The organism is Faecalibacterium sp. BIOML-A1, assembly GCF_009679715.1.
GTDB lineage: Bacteria > Bacillota > Clostridia > Oscillospirales > Ruminococcaceae > Faecalibacterium > Faecalibacterium taiwanense.
In genome coordinates this window covers 20244-38155 of the sequence record NZ_WKZJ01000011.1, presented here as the reverse complement: position 1 = coordinate 38155, position 17912 = coordinate 20244, and the positions used below count along the sequence as shown (strand labels likewise).

Here is a 17912-nt window from a genome sequence, read left to right as displayed (position 1 = left end):
AGGAGCACAACAATGAACGCAAAAGGTTCTGTTTTCAAATACCCGGACAACGTGGATACCGATGTCATCATCCCGGCCCGCCACCTGAACACGCAGGATGCCAAAGAGCTGGCCAGCCACTGCATGGAGGACATCGACAAGGACTTCGTCAAGAAGGTGAAGGACGGCGACATCATGGTGGGCGGCTGGAACTTCGGCTGCGGCTCCTCCCGTGAGCACGCACCGCTGTGCATCAAGACCGCCGGCATCTCGGTCGTGATCGCCAAGAGCTTTGCCCGCATCTTCTACCGCAACAGCATCAACATCGGTCTGCCCATCATGGAGTGCCCGGAGGCTGTGGATGCCATCAATGCGGGCGACACCGTGAGCGTGGACTTTGACACCGGTGTCATTACCGACGAGACCAACGGCAAGGTGTTCCATGCCGAGCCCTTCCCGCCGTTCATTCAGGAGATCATCTCCGCCGGTGGACTGATGAAGTCCATCAAGGCGAAGCAGTAAGGCAAACTCCTTCCGTCTCGCATTCGCTCGACAGCTCCCTCACAGAGGGAGCCTCTGGCGAAGAGGGAAAGTTTCCGATTTTGCCAAAGCCTCCCTCTCAGAGGGAGGTGGCATCGCTCAGCGATGACGGAAGGAGTTTCATTCATAAAAGGAGTACCACCAATGGAAAAAAACATTGCTGTCATCTGGGGCGACTGCTCCAGCCCGGAGATCGTCAAGCAGACCATCCGTGTGCTTGACAAGGTGGCCGAAAAGTACGGCCACACCTTCCACTACACCGACGCTGCCATGGGCGGCGAAGCCATTGACAAGTACGGCGACCCGCTGCCCCAGCACGAGCTGGACAAGTGCCTTGCCGCGGACAGCGTCCTGCTGGGTGCCGTGGGCGGCCCCAAGTGGGAGGGCCTGCCCGGTGAGCAGCGCCCGGAGAAGGGCCTGCTGCGTCTGCGTGCAGGCATGGGCCTGTACTCCAACAACCGCCCGGCCAAGATCTGGCCGCAGCTGGCTCCTGCCAGCCCCCTGAAGCCCGAGATCGTGGCACAGGGCATCGATTTCATCATCGTGCGTGAGCTGATCGGCGGCGTATACTTTGGCAATCACGAGACCCACACCCTCGCCAGCGGCGAGAAGCAGGCCATCGACTCCATGCCCTACGCGGAGCACGAGATCGAGCGCATCGGCCGCATCGGCTTTGAGACCGCACGCAAGCGCCGCAAGAAACTGTGCTGCGTGGACAAGGCAAACGTTTTGGACACCAGCCGTCTGTGGAGAAGCGTGATGCACCGCCTGCAGGCCGAATACCCGGATGTAGAATACAGCGAGATGTTCGTGGACAACTGCGCCATGCAGATCGTCAAGAACCCCGCCCAGTTCGACGTGATCGTTACCGAGAACATGTTCGGCGACATCCTGTCGGACGAGGCTTCCATGATCACCGGCTCCATCGGCATGATCCCGTCCTCCTCTCTGGGCGACGGCACCCGCGGCCTGTATGAGCCCATCCACGGCTCGGCCCCCGATATTGCGGGCAAAGACATCGTGAACCCCACCGCCTGCATTCTGTCTGCCGCCATGATGCTGCGCTACTCCTTCGGCATGGCCGAGGAGGCCGATGCCATTGAGACCGCCGTGAACAAGGTGCTGGACAAGGGCCTGCGCACCGCCGACAACATGAGCGAGGGCTGCACCTGCCTTGGCTGCACCGCCATGGGCGATGCCATTCTGGCCGAGATCTGAGTTTTTCCATAACGCACAAAGGGGAACGACAGCCGTCGTTCCCCTTTTCGTCTGCACAAAAAAGAGCAGCTGTTCCCAGCTGCCCTTCCGTGATACAGTTTCTTACTTGGTGCCGTAGATGCGGTCGCCTGCGTCGCCCAGACCGGGAACGATATAGCCGTTCTCGTTCAGGTGGTCATCCTCTGCGCCGAGGTAGATGTCCACATCAGGGTGTGCCTCGTGCAGGGCCTTGATGCCTTCCGGAGCGGCGATCAGGCCGATGAACTTGATGCGCTTTGCGCCATGCTTCTTGATCTGGGTGATGGCATCGATGGCGCTGCCGCCGGTAGCCAGCATCGGGTCCAGAACCAGAACATCGCGCTCTGCAATGTCCTGCGGCAGCTTGCAGAAGTACTCCACAGGCTGCAGGGTCTCCTCGTCGCGGTACAGGCCGATGAAGCCCACCTTTGCAGCGGGCAGCAGGGTCAGCATACCGTCCAGCATACCCATGCCTGCGCGCAGGATGGGCACCAGAGCCAGCTTGCGGCCAGCCAGCACCTTGGTCTTTGCCATGGTGATGGGTGTTTCGATCTCCACCTCTTCCAGAGGCAGGTCACGGGTCGCTTCGTAGCACAGCAGGGTCGCGATCTCGCCAACGAGGTCACGGAACTCCTTGGTGCCGGTCTGCTTGTTGCGCAGAATGCTCAGCTTGTGCTGCAGCAGCGGATGCTCAACGATCATCGGGGTCATAAAAACACGCTCCTTATTTTAAATAGATAACTCTATCGGGTCCAAGATTACGATTTAAAACAGCTCCGCATACGCTTCGCCATGATCAGCGGTTCTCCAGTGCGGTCAGCTTGTCGATGCGGCGCTGATGGCGGCCGCCCTCAAACTCCGTATTCAGGAAGAGATCCACCAGCTGGCAGGCAAGGCCGGGGCCGACCACGCGGCCGCCCATGCACAGAGCATTGGCGTCGTTATGGCGGCGGGTATACTCGCAGCTGAAGCTGTCAGAGCAGCAGCAGGCACGAATGCCCTTGATCTTGTTTGCTGCCATGCTGATGCCCACGCCGGTGCCGCAGAACAGCAGTGCCTTGCTGCACTCGCCGCTCACAACTGCATCGCAGGCGGGCACGGCCATATCGGGGTAATCCACGCTGTCGGTGCTATGGGTGCCAAAATCGATGTATTCCAGCCCCAGCTCCTTCAGATGCGCCTTGACAGCTTCTTTCAGTTCAAATCCGCCGTGGTCAGCGGCCAGTGCAATGGGTTTTGCCATGGAAATGTTCCTTTCTCTCAGTCACGCAGGGTTTTATGCCTGCTCCTTGTTTTGGGCGGCATTGGCTGCAGCTTCTGCTGCAAGGCGCTCTGCGCGCTCCCGCTCGGCCTGACTCAGGCGGTGGTAGTCCGGCAGCAGAGCCTCCGGCAGCACAGCCTTTCTGGCTTCGGCCATCTGCTTTGCCACAAGAGCCACTGCAGCAGCACGTCCGCCGCGCAGGGCCGCAGGTGCCTGCAGCACGCCCGGCACACTGCCGTATTTATTATAGCACAGAGATGCGCCATCACCAACAAAAAACAGGGGCTTTTTGCAATTTTCTACAAAATCGGCCAGATCTGCCACCGCCCGGGCATCGTCTTCCAGCAGGCGGCTGTGGGTGGCAAGGTCGAACGCGGCACTGTATACCTGCGCACGGCGGGCATCCAGTGCGCACAGCACGGTGCCCTCGCCCGTGTGGGCTGCGGCCAGTGCTTCCAGCGTGGAGACCGGTGCGCACAGCGTTTCCCGCGGGAAGGCCAGACCCTTGACCGCCGCCAGACCGATGCGCAGCCCGGTAAAACTGCCGGGGCCTGCGTTGACACCGTACAAGTCAATATCTGCACAGGTCATGCCGCACATCTTCAGGCAGGTGTCGATCATGGGCATCAGCGTTTCGCTGTGGGTCATGCCTGCGTCCAGATACACCTCGTACAGCAGGCGGTCATCCTGCAAAAGAGCCACACCAGCCGTTTTGCCCGCTGTATCCACAGCTAAGATGTTCATAGCGTTACCCCCTCAATGGTGATCCTGCGGGTATTTTCGTCCACGCGCTGGATATCCACCCGGATGGGGTTTTCCAGTGCCAGCAGGTCTGCAAAGTTCTCGCTCCACTCTGCTGCCACAATGGCCCCCTGATCCAAATAATCGTAAAAGCCTGCAGCACACAGGTCGTTCTCAGTGGAAATACGGTACAGGTCAAAGTGCGCCAGCGGCTTTGGGCCGCGGTAGTAGTTCACAATGGCAAAGGTTGGGCTGGACACCGGGTCGGTGCAGCCAAGGCCCTCGGAAAGGCCCTCGGTAAAAGCGGTCTTGCCCGCGCCCAGCCCGCCGGTGAACGCAACCAGCGAACCCGGTGCCAGCACTGCGGCCATACGGGCACCCAACGCCACCGTCTCGGCGCGGGAGTGGGTGATATATTCTGACATGAAGCTTACCTCATTTTATAAAGCAAAAGGGACGGCAGAATGCTCTGCCGCCCTTTAGTATAATATACTTTGTGCAAAAGTGCAATGCCGTGTGTTGCTTACGCCGCCGCATCCACATCCGCTGCCGTGTAGGGGTTAGGCAGTGCAGCGCTTCGGTCTCCGCTGAGCATCGCATAGGATGCCGCCGCATGGGACCGTCTGCCGCCCTGCTCATTGTACCAGATGATATCATCGGTGCCGTAGATGCTCTTGGCATAGTCCACGGCCTGTTCCAGCGTTTCGCCCTCGATCATCCGGTTTACAGCGGCCCACAGCATACTGCGGGAATACACCGAGTAGACATTGTTCACATAGCCCATCACCGCCTTGGCACCGCCTGCCAGCAGGCCGTCTGCCATAGAGGTATCCACATGGCCGTTCTTGCCGTAGAACTCGCAGGTCTCGCTGAGCACGATGCCATTGCCGTGGTAGGCACTGCGGAAGAAATCGCCGTTGACGGCATACATACCGTTCACCTTGACCACGCGGTGGGCCAGCAGGTCAAAGCCATAGCGCAGATCGCTCCAGAAATCCGATCTCTCGGTCAGCAGGATCAGCGGTTCCGTGGTAGTCTTTTTGAACAGCCAGCCGTATTCATAGGTGTAGTACGCGCCGTGGGTGCTCAGGATGCACAGGTCGTAGCGGCCCATCCTGCGCAGGTCGGATACAGTAACGGTGGTATCCAGATCCGTCTGCAGGCCCACCGAATCCCAATAGGTCTGCATGTAGGCATAATACGGGTAGCGGGTGCTGTTGATCGTGTTGTCAAACGCATAATAGATCGCCGCCGTGCCCACCCGCTTGTTCTCTGCCAGCTCCTGCAGCTGGCTCTCGTCCAGCTCCGGCAGGGCTGCGGTGTTCTCCTCCTCCGGGTCGGTAAGCAAGATGCCGCCCAGCGCGCCGCAGCTGTAGGTAAAGCTGATCATGCCGTTTTCGGCATCGGTGTAGACAGACCCCTGCTTCACAAGGCCCTGTGCGGTCAGCGCATCCAGCTGCTGCAAAGCAGCATCTGTGCGCTCGTCCTCGGTCATCTGTGCATAGTCGCTGCCTCCGGTCAGTGCGGTCACAGCAGCATCTGCCTGCTGCATCTCGCGCACATCTGTGGCCGAAAGGCTCTGCTGCACAGCCGCCTGTTCTTCCGGCTGCTGTGCAAAAGCCGCTGTGGGCAGCGCTGTGAGCGCGAAAGCCAAAGCGCACAGTGCACACCCAAAACGGCGGAGCATATCGTGTTCCATTCCCATTTCCTCCGGGCATATCTGCCGCCCAATGCGGCACGCCGCCCTTTTCCAGCAGGCATCTTCCTGCCATTTTCTTTGCGCGGCAGGCGCTCTGCAAAGGAGCTTTCTGCTGCACCTTCATTGTAGATGGTGCGGTCTGCTTTGTCAAGCATTCGTGCGGATTTTGCAAAGCTGTCACACCCGGTGGATTGCAAACGGTGTGCAAGCTGTGTATAATAGGATAAACTGGGTTGGTATTGCCCGCTGCAGCGGCAAAACCCGGTGTGCATCTGGGAACGAAAGGTGGTGCTTTCTTGGAAAGCATTCGACAATATTTTAAACGAACGGATAAGATCTATCTGCTGCTGTGCATCTTCAGCAGCACCATGGCGGTGGTGGCTCTTGCCTCCTGGGCCGCAAAGCAGGGCAACGGCTTTGCCACGGACGAGATCACTGGTGCCATTACCGGCATCGGCGATTACCGCCGCGCGCTGGTGCAGGCCGGTGCGGCGGTGCTTGGCATCGTGATCGCGCTGCTTCTCTCCTGCATCGACTACCGCAGCCTTGTCAAGGTGTGGCCGGTGCATGTAGCCCTGACATGGGGTCTGGTGCTGCCCACGCTGTTCATCCGCAATGTGGCCATCGGCCCGCTGACCATCGGCTTCAACGCCGGTGACACCGACAACTACTCCTGGTACAAGCTGGGCGGCTTTACCTTCCAGCCCACGGAGCTGGCAAAGATCAGCTTTATCCTTACCTTTGCCATGCACCTGAACAATGTGCGCAGCCGCATCAACGAGCCAAAGGAGCTGGTAAAGCTTCTGCTGCATCTGGCCGTGCCCATCCTTATCATCCACATTCAGGGCGACGACGGCACCGCCATCATCTACGCCATCATCGGCTGCTGCATGATGTTTGCAGCGGGCCTGAGCTGGAAGTATATCATCGGTGCCATTTCGGCAGCAGCTGTGGCCGTGGCGGCGGCGTTTGCCTTTTTCAGCGATAAGATCGGCAAGGGCTACCAGTGGTACCGCATTCTGGCCGTTATCGACCCGGAGAATTCCACCGGCTGGGCACCCAACGAAGCCACTTGGAAAAACATCATCTACCAGCAGCAGCGCGGCGAGATCGCCATCGGCTCCGGCGGCATCTTCGGCAACGGCCTGTTCAGCGGCCGGTACTACAGCGTGCCCAATGCCCACAACGACTTTATTCTCAGCTGGATGGGCAATGTCATTGGCTTTGTGGGCCTGTGCATCGTGCTGGGGGCACTGCTGGCACTGGTGATCAAGACCTTTGCCACCGGTGCGCGCAGCGAGGACCTGCTGGGCAGCTATATCTGCGCCGGCATCGGCGGTGCTCTGATGGCTCAGATCGCCGTGAATGTAGGCATGAATCTGCGGGTGCTGCCGGTCATCGGCGTCACCCTGCCCTTTTATTCTGCGGGCGGCAGCTCGGTGCTGATGCTGTATATCTGCGTGGGGCTTGTGCTGTCGGTCTATATGCACAACACAAAGAGCCTGTTCGGGTAAGGCTCTGACGCACCGGTCTGTCTGTTCATCGTTTTCCACCTCTGTGATCCGGTTTTTTCTGATATACCAGACAAAAAATGGTTCAACTCTCTTGCAATCCGCCTGTACACATGGTAAAATTGTACAGAAGTTTGCAGTTTTATTGTGCAATAGGTGCAATAACTGTGTGGGAGAGTTTGGGGCTCTCCTGTTTTCATGTTATAGGATCAATGGAGTGAATCTAAGTATGACAACTGTAACCACTGCGCCAGAAGCGGAATACTGGCTGCAGACCGGTTGGATGGAGGAACCCGGCGCAGAGCTTGGCATCCGCAAGCCGATTACGATCGATCGTAAGACGAATCTTCACGAGCACCGCGCCTACTGGTGTGTGCGCCGTGCACAGGATATCTTCTTTTCTCTGCTGGCGCTGATCGCACTTTCCCCGCTGATGCTCCTCACCTGCATTGCAGTCTGGATCGACAGCCCGGGTGCAAGCCCGGTGTTCAGCCAGCTGCGGGTGGGCCGCAACGGCAAGCTGTTCCGGCTGTACAAGTTCCGTTCCATGTGCCCGAACGCTGAGAGCAAGCTCAACGATCTGCTGCAGGACAACGAGATGGACGGCCCGGTGTTCAAGATGAAGGACGATCCCCGCATCACCCGGGTGGGCCATTTCATCCGCAAGACCAGCATCGACGAGCTGCCTCAGCTGGTGAACATCCTCATGGGCGATATGAGCATCGTGGGCCCGCGCCCGGCTCTGCCCCGTGAGGTGGCCCAGTACACGCCCTATGAATGGCAGCGGCTGTACGTGACACCCGGCCTTTCCTGCTACTGGCAGATCGCCCCGCACCGCAACCAGCTGAGCTTTGAGGAGTGGATGGCGCTGGATGTGAAGTATGTCAAAGAGCGCAGCTTCCTGGTGGACTGGAAGATCATCTTTGCAACCTTCCGTGCGGTGCTGTTCGGCCACGGAGAATAAATTTTTGCCTGAGAAGTGACAAAGCCTGTCTGCTTTGCCGCTTTCTTTTTTTATCTATGGGCCTGCAGGAAAAAAACAGAGGGACGACGCGGGGTCGTTCCTCTGTTTTTGCTTAGATCATCAAATTACTTCAGCACAGCGCCCAGATTTGCACTGGTGACCATGCGTGCGTAGCGGCTGAGCCAGCCGGTCTTGATGTTGGGTTCGGGTGCAACATACTTTGCCTTGCGCTGGGCCAGAACTTCGTCGCTGACTTCCAGCGTGATGGAGGCATTGGGGATATCAATGTTGATGGTATCTCCCTCCTCGATCAGGCCGATGGGACCGCCGGAAGCAGCCTCCGGGCTGACATGGCCGATGGCTGCGCCGCGGCTTGCGCCGGAGAAGCGGCCATCGGTGATGAGGGCCACGGTCTTGTCCAGCTTCATGCCGGCCAGTGCGGAGGTGGGGTTCAGCATCTCACGCATACCGGGGCCGCCCTTGGGGCCTTCGTAGCGGATGACCACCACATCGCCCGGGACGATCTTACCTGCGTAGATGGAAGCAATGGCCTCGTCCTCGCTGTTGAACACGCGGGCCGGGCCGGAATGCTGCTGCATCTCGGGGGCCACGGCGCTGCGCTTGACCACACAGCCGTCCGGTGCAATGTTGCCCCACAGGATCTGCAGACCGCCGGTCTGGGAGTAGGGGTTGTCGATGGGACGGATGGCCTTGTCGTTCAGGATGTGTGCGCCCTTGATGTTCTCGCCCAGCGTCTTGCCGGTAACGGTGGGCACATCCAGATCCAACAGGCCCTTCTTGGCCAGCTCTGCCTGCACGGCGGGGATGCCGCCTGCGGCGTACAGGTCCGGCATGTGGGTGGGGCCGGCCGGTGCCAGATGGCACAGGTTCGGGGTCTTGGCGCTGATCTCATTGAACAGCTTCAGGTCGATGGGCACACCGGCCTCATAAGCGATGGCCAGCAGGTGCAGCACGGTGTTGGTGGAGCAGCCCAGAGCCATATCGCAGGTCAGAGCGTTGCGGATGGAGCGCTCGTTGATGATCTGGCGTGCGGTGATGCCCTTCTTGACCATATCCATAATGGCCATACCGGCGTGCTTTGCCAGCTGCAGACGCTTGGAGTAGACGGCAGGAATGGTGCCGTTGCCGGGCAGTGCGATGCCGATGGCCTCGCACAGGCAGTTCATGCTGTTGGCGGTGTACATGCCGGAGCAGCTGCCGCAGCTGGGGCAGCAGTTGCAGGTGCAGTCTTCCAGCTGATCCTCGGTGATCATACCGGCCTTGTAGGCACCCACAGCCTCGAACATCTTGGAAAGGCTGACCTCTTCGCCGCCGTAGGTACCGGCCAGCATGGGGCCGCCGGAGCAGACCACAGCGGGCACATCCATGCGCACCGCTGCCATCACCATGCCGGGCACGATCTTATCGCAGTTGGGCACCAGCACCAGACCGTCCAGCTGGTGGGCCATGAGCATGGTCTCCACGCTGTCGCAGATCAGCTCACGGGATGCAAGGCTGTACTTCATGCCCACATGGCCCATGGCGATGCCGTCGCACACGCCAATGGAGGGGATCAGGATGGGCGTGCCGCCTGCCATCTCAACGCCGGCCTTGACGGCATCGGCGATCTTGTCCAGATTCATATGGCCGGGCACGATCTCGCTGTAGGCGCTCACCACGCCGATCAGCGGGCGCTCCAACTCTTCCTTGGTGTAGCCCAGTGCGTAGAACAGGCTTCGGTTCGGGGCGCGCTCCGAACCCTTGGTCACGTTGTCACTTCTCATTGTTTATTCCTCTTTTTCTTATAGCAAAAGACTCCCTCCCAAAGGAGGGAGCCTTTCTTAGTTTTAAAAGCAACTTTTGGCTGAACTCCTTCCGTCATCGCTTGCGCGATGCCACCTCCCTCACGGAGGGAGGCTTCACGCTGCGGTCAGACAAAAGGCTCCCTCTTTGAGGGGGCTGTCGCCGCAGGCGACTGGGGGAGTTAATTACTTCTTCAGCCAGCTCATCATGCCGCGCAGCTCTGCGCCGACCTTCTCGATGGGCAGCTCTGCTTCCATGCGGCGCTTTGCCAGGAAGTGCACCTTGCGGCCGCCGTTGGGGCTCATCTCGGTCAGGAACTCGGAAGCGAAGGTGCCGTCCTGGATCTCGGTCAGAACCTTCTTCATTTCCTTGCGGGTCTCGGCGGTGATCAGGCGCTTGCCGGTGCGGTAGTCGCCGTACTCAGCGGTGTTGGAGATGGAGTAACGCATCTTGGAGAAGCCGCCCTCGTTGATCAGGTCAACGATCAGCTTCATCTCGTGGCAGGTCTCAAAGTATGCCATCTCGGGCTCGTAGCCAGCTTCCACCAGCGTATCGAAACCGGCGTGGATCAGCTCGGAAACGCCGCCGCACAGCACTGCCTGCTCACCGAACAGATCGGTCTCGGTCTCCTCCTTGAAGGTGGTCTGCAGGATGCCTGCACGGCCAGCGCCGATGCCGGAAGCGTATGCCAGAGCAATATCCTTAGCCTTGCCGGTGTAGTCCTGCTCCACGCAGATCAGAGAGGGGCAGCCCTCACCCTCGGTGTACAGGCGGCGGACGATGTGGCCGGGGCCCTTGGGAGCGATCATAATAACGTCCACATTCTTGGGAGCAGTGATGGTCTTGAAGTGGATGTTGAAGCCGTGTGCAAAGGCCAATGCCTTGCCCTCGGTCATGTAGGGAGCTACCTGCTTGTTGTAGATGTCAGCGCACAGCTCGTCGGGCACCAGCATCATGACAACGTCGCCGGCCTTGGCAGCTTCTTCCACTTCCATGACCTTGAAGTTCTCGTGAGTTGCTGCGAACTCAGAAGCCTTCTCCCAGTGAGCAGAGCCCTTGCGCAGGCCGACGACGACGTTCACGCCGCTCTCGGCCAGGTTCTCAGAATGTGCGTGGCCCTGGCTGCCGAAGCCGATGACAGCGACGGTCTTGCCGTCCAGCACGCCGAGGTTGCAGTCGGAATCGTAGTATTTCTTGATAGCCATGGTAGTTGTTCTCCTTTTTTGTTTTGTGTTTATTCAGTGGCTGATTGTAAACATTTTATTTTTTCGCTCACTGTGGAGCGGAAAAGCGAAGTTTTAACCCTCTCAGTCATCTCGCTTTGCTCGATGCCAGCTCCCCCGAGGGGGGAGCTTTTATCATACCTTCTCTTTTGATGATGCATAAAACCTCGCCCTTCGGGAGAGGTGGCACGGCGCAGCCGTGACGGAGAGGGTTCGTTCTTACTTTCTCTCCGGGCAGTGGGTTCCCGGCAGAGGCAGCTGTGCTTCGCGCACCTCCTGCGGAGGCTTCTGCATATGCTGATGCATCCCGCCGCGCTCCAGTGCGGTAACGCCGGTGCGGCACTGCTCCAAAATTTTGTAATCTGTAAACATTTTCAGGAAGGCATCGATCTTATCCGGCTTGCCGATCAGCTCGAACACCATGCTGTCCGGCGAAAGGTCGATGATCTTGGCCTTGTAGATACTGGCGATCTCCCGCAGCTCGCTGCGGTTGTGCACATCGGACGCTACCTTCAGCAGCAGCAGTTCCCGTTCCAGAGATTTTTCGCCGTCCAGCACGAACACCTGACGGGTAACTTCCAGCCGTTCGGTCTGCAGGACCAGCTGGCTGAGTGCCTTTTCGTCGCTGGTGATGGTAACGGTGATGCGGCTGACCGCCGGGTCGTTGGTAGCCGAAACGGTCAGGCTGTCAATGTTGAAGCCGCGGCGGCAGAACAGGCTGGACACACGGGCCAGAACACCGCTCTGGTTGTCCACCAGCAGGCTGATGACCCTGCGCTTGTTGGATTCCATATTGCTGTGTCCTCCTTATTCCATGATGATGTCGTTGATATCGCCGCCGCCGGGGATCATGGGCAGCACCTTTTCGTCCTTATCGATGATGCACTCGATCCAAGTAGGGCCTTTCTGCTTCATTGCATCGGCAAAGGCAGCCTGAAACTCCGGCAGGTTTCTGCAGCGGTAGCCCTTCAGGCCAAAGCCCTCGGCCAGCTTGACGAAGTCCGTCTTGCGGTGGGGGTCGGTCTGGCTGTAGCGCTTTTCGTAGAAGATGTTCTGCCACTGGCGCACCATGCCCAGCACCGAGTTGTTGAAGATCACGGTGATGATGGGCAGCTCATAGCTCACGGCGGTGCAGGCCTCGTTCAGGTTCATGTGGAAGGAGCCGTCGCCGGTAAACATGACCACCCGCTGGTCGCGGCCCAGAGCCATCTGTGCGCCAATGGCGGCACCGTAGCCAAAGCCCATGGTGCCCAGACCGCCGCTGGTGATAAAGCCGCGGCTCTTAGCGTGGCGCAGGTACTGTGCCGCCCACATCTGGTGCTGGCCCACATCGGTCACATACACGGCCTCCGGGCCGCACTGGTTGCACACCTCGCCGATCACCTGATGGGGCATCAGGCGGGTGGGGTCGGACACCGGGTGGTAATCCTGTGCCTGCCACTCACGGATCATCTTCATCCAGTCGGGATGCTTCTTTTCCTCGATCTGCGGCAGCATGGCGTTCAGCACGTAAGCGGCATCGCCCACGATGGAAAGATCGACCTCCACATTCTTGCCCAGCTCACTGGGGTCGATGTCGATCTGGATGATGGTGGCGTTCTTTGCAAAGGTCTTGGGGTTCAGGGCCACACGGTCCGAAAAGCGGGTGCCCACCGCGATCAGCACGTCGCAGTCGGCCACGGCACGATTGGAGGTGTAACAGCCGTGCATACCCACCATGCCAATGTTCATCGGGTCACCGTAGGGCACAACGCCTGCGGCCATCAGGGTGTAGGTGGCCGGGATCTCTGCCTTGTGCAGCAGATCACGCAGCGGCTGGCAGGAGGCTGCGCTGCGCACGCCGCCGCCAAAGTAGACCAGCGGGCGCTGGGCCGCATTGATAAGATCCGCTGCCCACTTGACCTGCTCTGCGTTGAAGGTGGTAACGGTGCGGATGGGCTCCGGCTTTTTGGGGGTGAACTCGCATACCGCCGCTGTCACGTCCTTGGGGATATCCACCAGCACCGGGCCCTTGCGGCCGCTCTGTGCAATACGGAAGGCAGAGCGCATGGTATCGGCCAGCTCTTCCACCCGGCGCACCGTGAAATTGTGCTTGGTGATGGGCATTGTGATGCCCTCAATGTAGGCTTCCTGAAAGCTGTCCCTCCCGATCCCGTCCGTGGTCACGTTGCCGGTAAAGGCTACCATGGGCACCGAGTCCATATAGGCCGTGGCAATGCCGGTGACCAGATTGGTGGCACCCGGGCCGCTGGTAGCCAGCACCACGCCGGTGCGGCCGGTCGCGCGGGCATAGCCGTCTGCCGCGTGGGCCGCGCCCTGTTCATGTGCCGTCAGCACATGGGTGATGCGGTCCGAATTTTTGTACAGTTCATCGTAAAGGTTCAGCACTGCGCCGCCGGGATAACCAAAAAGGGTGTCCACGCCCTGCTCGCAGAGGACCTCCACAAAAATCTGAGAACCATTCAACTGCATGGTGAGTTTCTCCTGTTTTCCTAACCTTTTTCCACTTTTTACACGTTCCCGGGGAGCTTCTTTTTAAAAGAAAAGGCCTTTGTCCCCTGTTATCAAGAGACAAAGACCTTGTGATCATCAAGCTCTCTGCGGTACCACTCTCGTTGGCGTGCTGTGCACACCCTCTCACGGGCTTCCAACAAAGCCCTGCACGGTAACGGCTGCAACCGGCGCTGCTTACAAGGGTTTTGCACCCGTTGGGCAGGCTGCTCCGGGATGATTTTCCGCACGAAGCACTGACTGCCTTGCACCAGACGGCAGCTCTCTGAACAGTGGGGATCGTGTGGTACTTTTTCCCATCTGCGCATTTGTTGATGTAAATTATACTATAAATCGGCCTTTTGTCAATCGACAATTTGTAACCTGAATCACCCCAAACATGAAGTTAATTGAACACCTCTTGCGCCATAGCACAATGCGCTGTATACTTCTGATATGCGCGCCTGCGCGTTTAATTTAAGACCAACTAGAGGACAGGAATATGAAATTGAGAGAATGGAATGCCCGGCTGCACGGGCTTGTTGTTTTCCGCAGCCTGCTGGACGACCCCGTTGTGGCAAAGCTTTTGGACCTGACCGACCGCATGGAAGCCGGTGCGCCCGGCTATGGCCCGGTGTGCGACGCTGTGGCCCAATTTGAAGCCGCACTGTTCGAGCACACCACCAACTGGGGCAGCTACCTCAGCGCCGCTGTGCTGGAAGCCGAGACCGTCTGCGTGCGTCAGGCTGCATCGGGCACCCTTGCCCCTGCACTGCAGACCGCGCTGGACAGTGAACTGGCTTTTCTGCAGGCTCTGTGCGGCCTGACGCTGGACGAGCTGCTGGCCGCTGCCGGTTCTGCCACAGGGCAGGCGCAGGAGCTGGCTTTCCTGCCCCGGTGGGAGACCTCCGGCATCGACCTGCCTGCCGCCTACGCCCAGCGCATGAGCGAAGTGGGAAAAAAGGGCTATGGCATGTTTGCCAAGCACCATGTGTTCACGGTGGAGAACGGCCAGCTGGTGCCGGTGAAATACCCGGACCCTCAGCGCCTTTCCGAGCTGCCCGGCTACGAGAAGGAGCGCGAAAAGGTCATTGCCAACACAAAGGCCCTGCTGGCCGGGATGCCCGCCAACAATGTGCTGCTGTACGGCGATGCAGGCACCGGCAAGTCCAGTGCGGTGAAAGCCATTGCCAATGAGTTTGCGCCTGAAGGCCTGCGGCTGGTGGAAGTGAAGAAGAACCAGCTCTACCAGATCCCGGATCTGATGGACAAGCTGGCCGCGAACCCGCTCAAATTCATCCTGTTCATCGACGACCTGAGCTTTACCGCCAACGACGACAACTTTGCCGCCCTGAAGGCCATTCTGGAAGGCAGCGTGGGCGGTCGGGCCAAGAACATTGCGGTATACGCCACCTCCAACCGCCGCCACCTTATTAAAGAAACACTGACCGACCGCACCGGCGACGACATCCACGAAGCCGATACCCGACAGGAGCTGATGAGCCTTTCGGCCCGATTCGGCCTGACGGTCACTTTCCAGCGGCCGGAGAAGGCCCGGTTTGAGAACATTCTGGCCGAACTGGCAAAGCAGCACGGCATCGACATGCCGATGGATCAGCTGCTGGTCAAAGCCGAAGCCTTTGCCATCCGCGCCGGCGGCCGCAGCCCCCGCGTGGCAAAGCAGTTTATTGAGCAGTGCGAGGCGGGCGTGCAGAAGTAATTAGTTTGTCTTTATTTTAACATCAAAGTCTCTGACAAATCTTTCACAAAATGCCGAGAAGTCGTGAATTTTTTCACCTTCTCGGCATTCTTTGTCTATTTTTTATTTATCGGTAAAAAGCCTTGCATTCTATGGAAATTCAGGCTATAATATGGCCAACATCAGCCAATTGAGCACTTCTGGAGGGCAACTATGGGCTTTTTAACGGGTAAGACCGCTATCATCACCGGCGCAGGCCGCGCCGTACTTTCCGATGGCAGCTGCGGCTCCATCGGCTATGGCATTGCCACCGCCTTTGCAAAAGAGGGCGCAAATCTGGTCATCACTGGCCGTAATGTAAAAAAACTGGAAGAGGCAAAAAACGAGCTGGAAGCCAAGTATGGCATCCGCGTTCTGCCGGTGCAGGCAGATGTGTGTGCAGGCACCGACAACGAAGCCACCGTGCAAAATGTCGTCAATCAGGCTGTGGATACCTTTGGTGGCATTCAAGTGCTGGTGAACAACGCACAGGCATCCGCTTCCGGCGTGCCGCTGGCAGAGCACACCACCGAGCAGTTTGATCTGGCCCTTTATTCCGGCCTGTACGCCGCATTTTACTATATGAAGGCCTGCTATCCCTATCTGGCCAAGTCCAAGGGCAGCGTGATCAACTTTGCATCCGGTGCAGGCTTGTTTGGCAACTTCGGCCAGTGCTCCTACGCTGCCGCCAAGGAGGGCATCCGCGGCCTGTCCCGCGTGGCCGCTACTGAGTGGGGCAAGGATGGCATCAATGTCAACGTGATCTGCCCGCTGGCCTGGACCGCCAAGCTGGAGCAGTTCCAGCAGGCATACCCGGATGCGTTCAAAGCCAACGTCAAGATGCCGCCCATGGGCCACTATGCCAACCCCGAGACCGAGATCGGCCGGGTATGCGTGCAGCTGGCCATGCCGGACTTCAAGTATCTGTCCGGCGAGACTCTCACGCTGGAGGGCGGCATGGGTCTGCGCCCGTAATTGCTGTTCTCATTCTTCCTCACACATGCAAAAGGGGCTGTGCCAGCGGCACAGCCCCTTTTGTGTTTAGGCCTGATCATTCGCGCACGGCGATGCACTCGATCTCCAGCTTTGCGCCCTTGGGAATGGCGGCCACCTGCACGCAGCTGCGGGCAGGGAACGGCTCAGCAAAGGCCTTGGCATACACGGCATTCACAGCGGCAAAATCGTTGATATCGGCCAGAAAAATGACAGTCTTGACCACATTTGCCATGGAAAGGCCAGCCTCGGCCAGAATGGCCTTGAGGTTTGCAAGGCTCTGTGCAGCCTGCTCTTCAACCGTATCGGCCATCTTGCCGGTAGCAGGGTCTACCGGGATCTGGCCGGAAACAAACACCATATTGCCCAGATCGATGGCCTGGCTGTAAGGGCCGATGGCTGCGGGTGCGTTGGAAGTGGAAACGACTTTCATGATAAAACGTTCCTTTCTTTTTTCTTCTATTATACTCTTTCGCTCACAAGCTGGAAACCCTCTTTTGCAAGCTCTGCGCGGATCTGCTCGATCTGCTCGGCATCGCGGGTCTCAAGAGTGAGCTTGAGGAAGCAGCTGGAAATGGGCATGTTGGGATCGGAGCCATCGTGCTGCACCGACACCACATTGCTGCCGCAGCGGGACACGATCTCGGCCACCTTCTTGAGCTGGCCGGGCCTGTCCTCCAGCGCAATGGTCATGTTCGCCTTGCGGCCGCTCATCACCAGACCGCGGGTGATCACGCGGTTGAGGATGTTCACATCGATGTTGCCGCCGGAGACGACGCAGGCCACCTTTTTGCCCTCGACCGGCAGCTTGTGGAACAGCACTGCAGCCACCGGCACGGCTCCGGCACCCTCGGCAACCAGCTTCTGGTTCTCCATCAGCGAAAGGATGGCGGCAGCGGTCTCATCCTCGCTCACGGTCACGATGTCGTCCACATACTGCTCACAGATCTGGTAGGTCAGCTCACCGGGAGTTTTGACCTGAATGCCGTCCGCAAAGGTAGAAACGGCTTTCAGGGTCTGGTACTTATGCTCGTGCAGGCTGCGGTACATGCTGGGTGCACCCTCGGCCTGTACGCCATAGACCTTCACCTCCGGGCGCAGACTCTTGATGGCAAAGGCCACGCCGGAGATCAGGCCGCCGCCGCCCACCGGCACAACGACCGCATCCACATCCGGCAGCTGATCCAGAATTTCCAGACCAATGGTTCCCTGCCCCGCGATGACCTGCTCATCGTCATAGGGGTGGATAAAGGTCATGCCGGTCTCTTCCTGCAGCTCCACAGCCTTGTCGTGGGCATCATCGTAGGTGCCGGGCACCAGACACACCTCTGCGCCCAGATTCTTGGTATTCTCCACCTTCATGATGGGGGCACCATCCGGCATACAGACGATGCTCTTGATGCCGCGGCGGGTAGCAGCCAGCGCCACGCCCTGTGCGTGGTTGCCGGCAGAGCAGGCGATCACGCCCTTGGCGCTCTCCTCCTCGGAAAGCTGGCTGATCTTATAGTAAGCACCGCGCACCTTAAAGCTGCCGGTGGCCTGCAGGTTTTCGGTTTTCAGGTACAGTTGGCAGTCCTTGGAGAGCTTGGGTGCCTCGATGAGGTCGGTCTTGCGGGCAACATCCTTGAGCACAAAGGCTGCATGGTAGATCTTATCCAGAGTCAGCATGGTTTTCTCCCTCTATTTTTATCGTTCCCTGCTCTGCGGCTTTTCCGCTCTCAGAGCCTTTATTTC

17 protein-coding genes and 1 other annotated feature are annotated in these 17912 nt (G+C 58.8%); of the genes, 6 read left to right on the top strand and 11 right to left on the bottom strand.

Going from position 1 to position 17912, the window contains the following annotated elements:
- Positions 1–12 precede the first annotated feature (12 nt).
- Positions 13–501 carry a 3-isopropylmalate dehydratase small subunit gene (gene leuD / locus GKG36_RS11605; RefSeq protein ID WP_097774026.1) on the top strand — a complete coding sequence of 163 codons (489 nt, stop codon included), beginning with the start codon at positions 13–15 and terminating at the stop codon, positions 499–501.
- A 162-nt stretch (positions 502–663) separates the two neighbouring features.
- Positions 664–1737, top strand: coding sequence for a 3-isopropylmalate dehydrogenase (gene leuB, locus GKG36_RS11600; RefSeq protein WP_097774027.1), 1074 nt, complete (start codon positions 664–666; stop codon positions 1735–1737).
- 102 nt (positions 1738–1839) lie between these two features.
- On the opposite strand, the gene upp is transcribed toward leuB, so the two are convergent.
- From upp to GKG36_RS11575, 5 genes are all read right to left on the bottom strand, one after another.
- Positions 1840–2466, bottom strand: a complete 627-nt coding sequence (upp, locus tag GKG36_RS11595; protein WP_097774028.1) for a uracil phosphoribosyltransferase — start codon at positions 2464–2466, stop codon at positions 1840–1842.
- Between the two features lie 85 nt (positions 2467–2551).
- On the bottom strand, positions 2552–2998 hold the full coding sequence (gene rpiB, locus GKG36_RS11590) for a ribose 5-phosphate isomerase B (protein ID WP_005942243.1): 447 nt from the start codon (positions 2996–2998) through the stop codon (positions 2552–2554).
- Positions 2999–3031: 33 nt separating this feature from the next.
- Positions 3032–3760 carry a tRNA (adenosine(37)-N6)-threonylcarbamoyltransferase complex dimerization subunit type 1 TsaB gene (gene tsaB / locus GKG36_RS11585; RefSeq protein ID WP_154260848.1) on the bottom strand — a complete coding sequence of 243 codons (729 nt, stop codon included), beginning with the start codon at positions 3758–3760 and terminating at the stop codon, positions 3032–3034.
- Complete coding sequence (gene tsaE, locus GKG36_RS11580; protein WP_154260846.1) at positions 3757–4182, bottom strand: tRNA (adenosine(37)-N6)-threonylcarbamoyltransferase complex ATPase subunit type 1 TsaE; 426 nt, start codon at positions 4180–4182, stop codon at positions 3757–3759. The genes tsaB and tsaE overlap by 4 nt, the downstream gene beginning before the upstream one ends.
- A 98-nt stretch (positions 4183–4280) precedes the next feature.
- Positions 4281–5456: a hypothetical protein gene (locus GKG36_RS11575; protein WP_154260844.1), complete on the bottom strand. Its 1176-nt coding sequence runs from the start codon at positions 5454–5456 to the stop codon at positions 4281–4283.
- A gap of 296 nt (positions 5457–5752) precedes the next feature.
- Here GKG36_RS11575 and GKG36_RS11570 point away from each other — a divergent pair, with 296 nt between their 5' ends.
- On the top strand, positions 5753–6970 hold the full coding sequence (locus GKG36_RS11570) for an FtsW/RodA/SpoVE family cell cycle protein (protein ID WP_223388173.1): 1218 nt from the start codon (positions 5753–5755) through the stop codon (positions 6968–6970).
- A gap of 280 nt (positions 6971–7250) precedes the next feature.
- A complete protein-coding gene (locus GKG36_RS11565; protein WP_154260895.1) occupies positions 7251–7931 on the top strand; it encodes a sugar transferase in 681 nt (226 codons plus the stop codon).
- A 125-nt stretch (positions 7932–8056) separates the two neighbouring features.
- Here the strand turns inward: GKG36_RS11565 and ilvD are convergent, their stop codons facing one another.
- From ilvD to ilvB, 4 genes are all read right to left on the bottom strand, one after another.
- The gene (ilvD, locus tag GKG36_RS11560; RefSeq protein ID WP_154260842.1) at positions 8057–9715 is read right to left on the bottom strand and encodes a dihydroxy-acid dehydratase; all 1659 of its coding nucleotides are present in this window, start codon (positions 9713–9715) and stop codon (positions 8057–8059) included.
- Positions 9716–9919: 204 nt separating this feature from the next.
- Entirely contained in the window at positions 9920–10939 is a 1020-nt protein-coding gene (gene ilvC / locus GKG36_RS11555; protein WP_097774032.1) for a ketol-acid reductoisomerase, read from the bottom strand.
- Between the two features lie 237 nt (positions 10940–11176).
- The gene (gene ilvN, locus GKG36_RS11550; RefSeq protein ID WP_154260840.1) at positions 11177–11749 is read right to left on the bottom strand and encodes an acetolactate synthase small subunit; all 573 of its coding nucleotides are present in this window, start codon (positions 11747–11749) and stop codon (positions 11177–11179) included.
- Between the two features lie 15 nt (positions 11750–11764).
- Complete coding sequence (gene ilvB / locus GKG36_RS11545) at positions 11765–13429, bottom strand: biosynthetic-type acetolactate synthase large subunit (protein ID WP_154260838.1); 1665 nt, start codon at positions 13427–13429, stop codon at positions 11765–11767.
- Between the two features lie 92 nt (positions 13430–13521).
- Positions 13522–13780 (bottom strand) — a binding site (T-box leader).
- Between the two features lie 169 nt (positions 13781–13949).
- Between ilvB and GKG36_RS11540 the strand changes: the two genes are divergently transcribed.
- Positions 13950–15167 carry an ATP-binding protein gene (locus GKG36_RS11540; protein ID WP_154260836.1) on the top strand — a complete coding sequence of 406 codons (1218 nt, stop codon included), beginning with the start codon at positions 13950–13952 and terminating at the stop codon, positions 15165–15167.
- 192 nt (positions 15168–15359) lie between these two features.
- Complete coding sequence (locus tag GKG36_RS11535; RefSeq protein ID WP_044953736.1) at positions 15360–16160, top strand: SDR family oxidoreductase; 801 nt, start codon at positions 15360–15362, stop codon at positions 16158–16160.
- A gap of 76 nt (positions 16161–16236) precedes the next feature.
- On the opposite strand, the gene GKG36_RS11530 is transcribed toward GKG36_RS11535, so the two are convergent.
- Entirely contained in the window at positions 16237–16611 is a 375-nt protein-coding gene (locus GKG36_RS11530; RefSeq protein ID WP_097774035.1) for a RidA family protein, read from the bottom strand.
- Positions 16612–16640: 29 nt separating this feature from the next.
- Positions 16641–17846, bottom strand: a complete 1206-nt coding sequence (ilvA, locus tag GKG36_RS11525) for a threonine ammonia-lyase (RefSeq protein WP_154260834.1) — start codon at positions 17844–17846, stop codon at positions 16641–16643.
- Positions 17847–17912: the final 66 nt, after the last annotated feature.

Bases quoted from the DNA above. Each gene is read 5' to 3' on its own strand.
- leuB (WP_097774027.1), top strand. From the start codon at position 664: ATGGAAAAAAACATTGCTGTCATCTGGGGCGACTGCTCCAGCCCGGAG.
- rpiB (WP_005942243.1), bottom strand. From the start codon at position 2,998: ATGGCAAAACCCATTGCACTGGCCGCTGACCACGGCGGATTTGAACTG.
- ilvB (WP_154260838.1), bottom strand. From the start codon at position 13,429: ATGCAGTTGAATGGTTCTCAGATTTTTGTGGAGGTCCTCTGCGAGCAG.
- tsaE (WP_154260846.1), bottom strand. From the start codon at position 4,182: ATGTCAGAATATATCACCCACTCCCGCGCCGAGACGGTGGCGTTGGGT.
- ilvA (WP_154260834.1), bottom strand. From the start codon at position 17,846: ATGCTGACTCTGGATAAGATCTACCATGCAGCCTTTGTGCTCAAGGAT.
- GKG36_RS11535 (WP_044953736.1), top strand. From the start codon at position 15,360: ATGGGCTTTTTAACGGGTAAGACCGCTATCATCACCGGCGCAGGCCGC.
- ilvD (WP_154260842.1), bottom strand. From the start codon at position 9,715: ATGAGAAGTGACAACGTGACCAAGGGTTCGGAGCGCGCCCCGAACCGA.
- GKG36_RS11575 (WP_154260844.1), bottom strand. From the start codon at position 5,456: ATGGAACACGATATGCTCCGCCGTTTTGGGTGTGCACTGTGCGCTTTG.
- ilvN (WP_154260840.1), bottom strand. From the start codon at position 11,749: ATGGAATCCAACAAGCGCAGGGTCATCAGCCTGCTGGTGGACAACCAG.
- GKG36_RS11540 (WP_154260836.1), top strand. From the start codon at position 13,950: ATGAAATTGAGAGAATGGAATGCCCGGCTGCACGGGCTTGTTGTTTTC.
- leuD (WP_097774026.1), top strand. From the start codon at position 13: ATGAACGCAAAAGGTTCTGTTTTCAAATACCCGGACAACGTGGATACC.
- upp (WP_097774028.1), bottom strand. From the start codon at position 2,466: ATGACCCCGATGATCGTTGAGCATCCGCTGCTGCAGCACAAGCTGAGC.
- GKG36_RS11565 (WP_154260895.1), top strand. From the start codon at position 7,251: ATGGAGGAACCCGGCGCAGAGCTTGGCATCCGCAAGCCGATTACGATC.
- ilvC (WP_097774032.1), bottom strand. From the start codon at position 10,939: ATGGCTATCAAGAAATACTACGATTCCGACTGCAACCTCGGCGTGCTG.
- GKG36_RS11530 (WP_097774035.1), bottom strand. From the start codon at position 16,611: ATGAAAGTCGTTTCCACTTCCAACGCACCCGCAGCCATCGGCCCTTAC.
- tsaB (WP_154260848.1), bottom strand. From the start codon at position 3,760: ATGAACATCTTAGCTGTGGATACAGCGGGCAAAACGGCTGGTGTGGCT.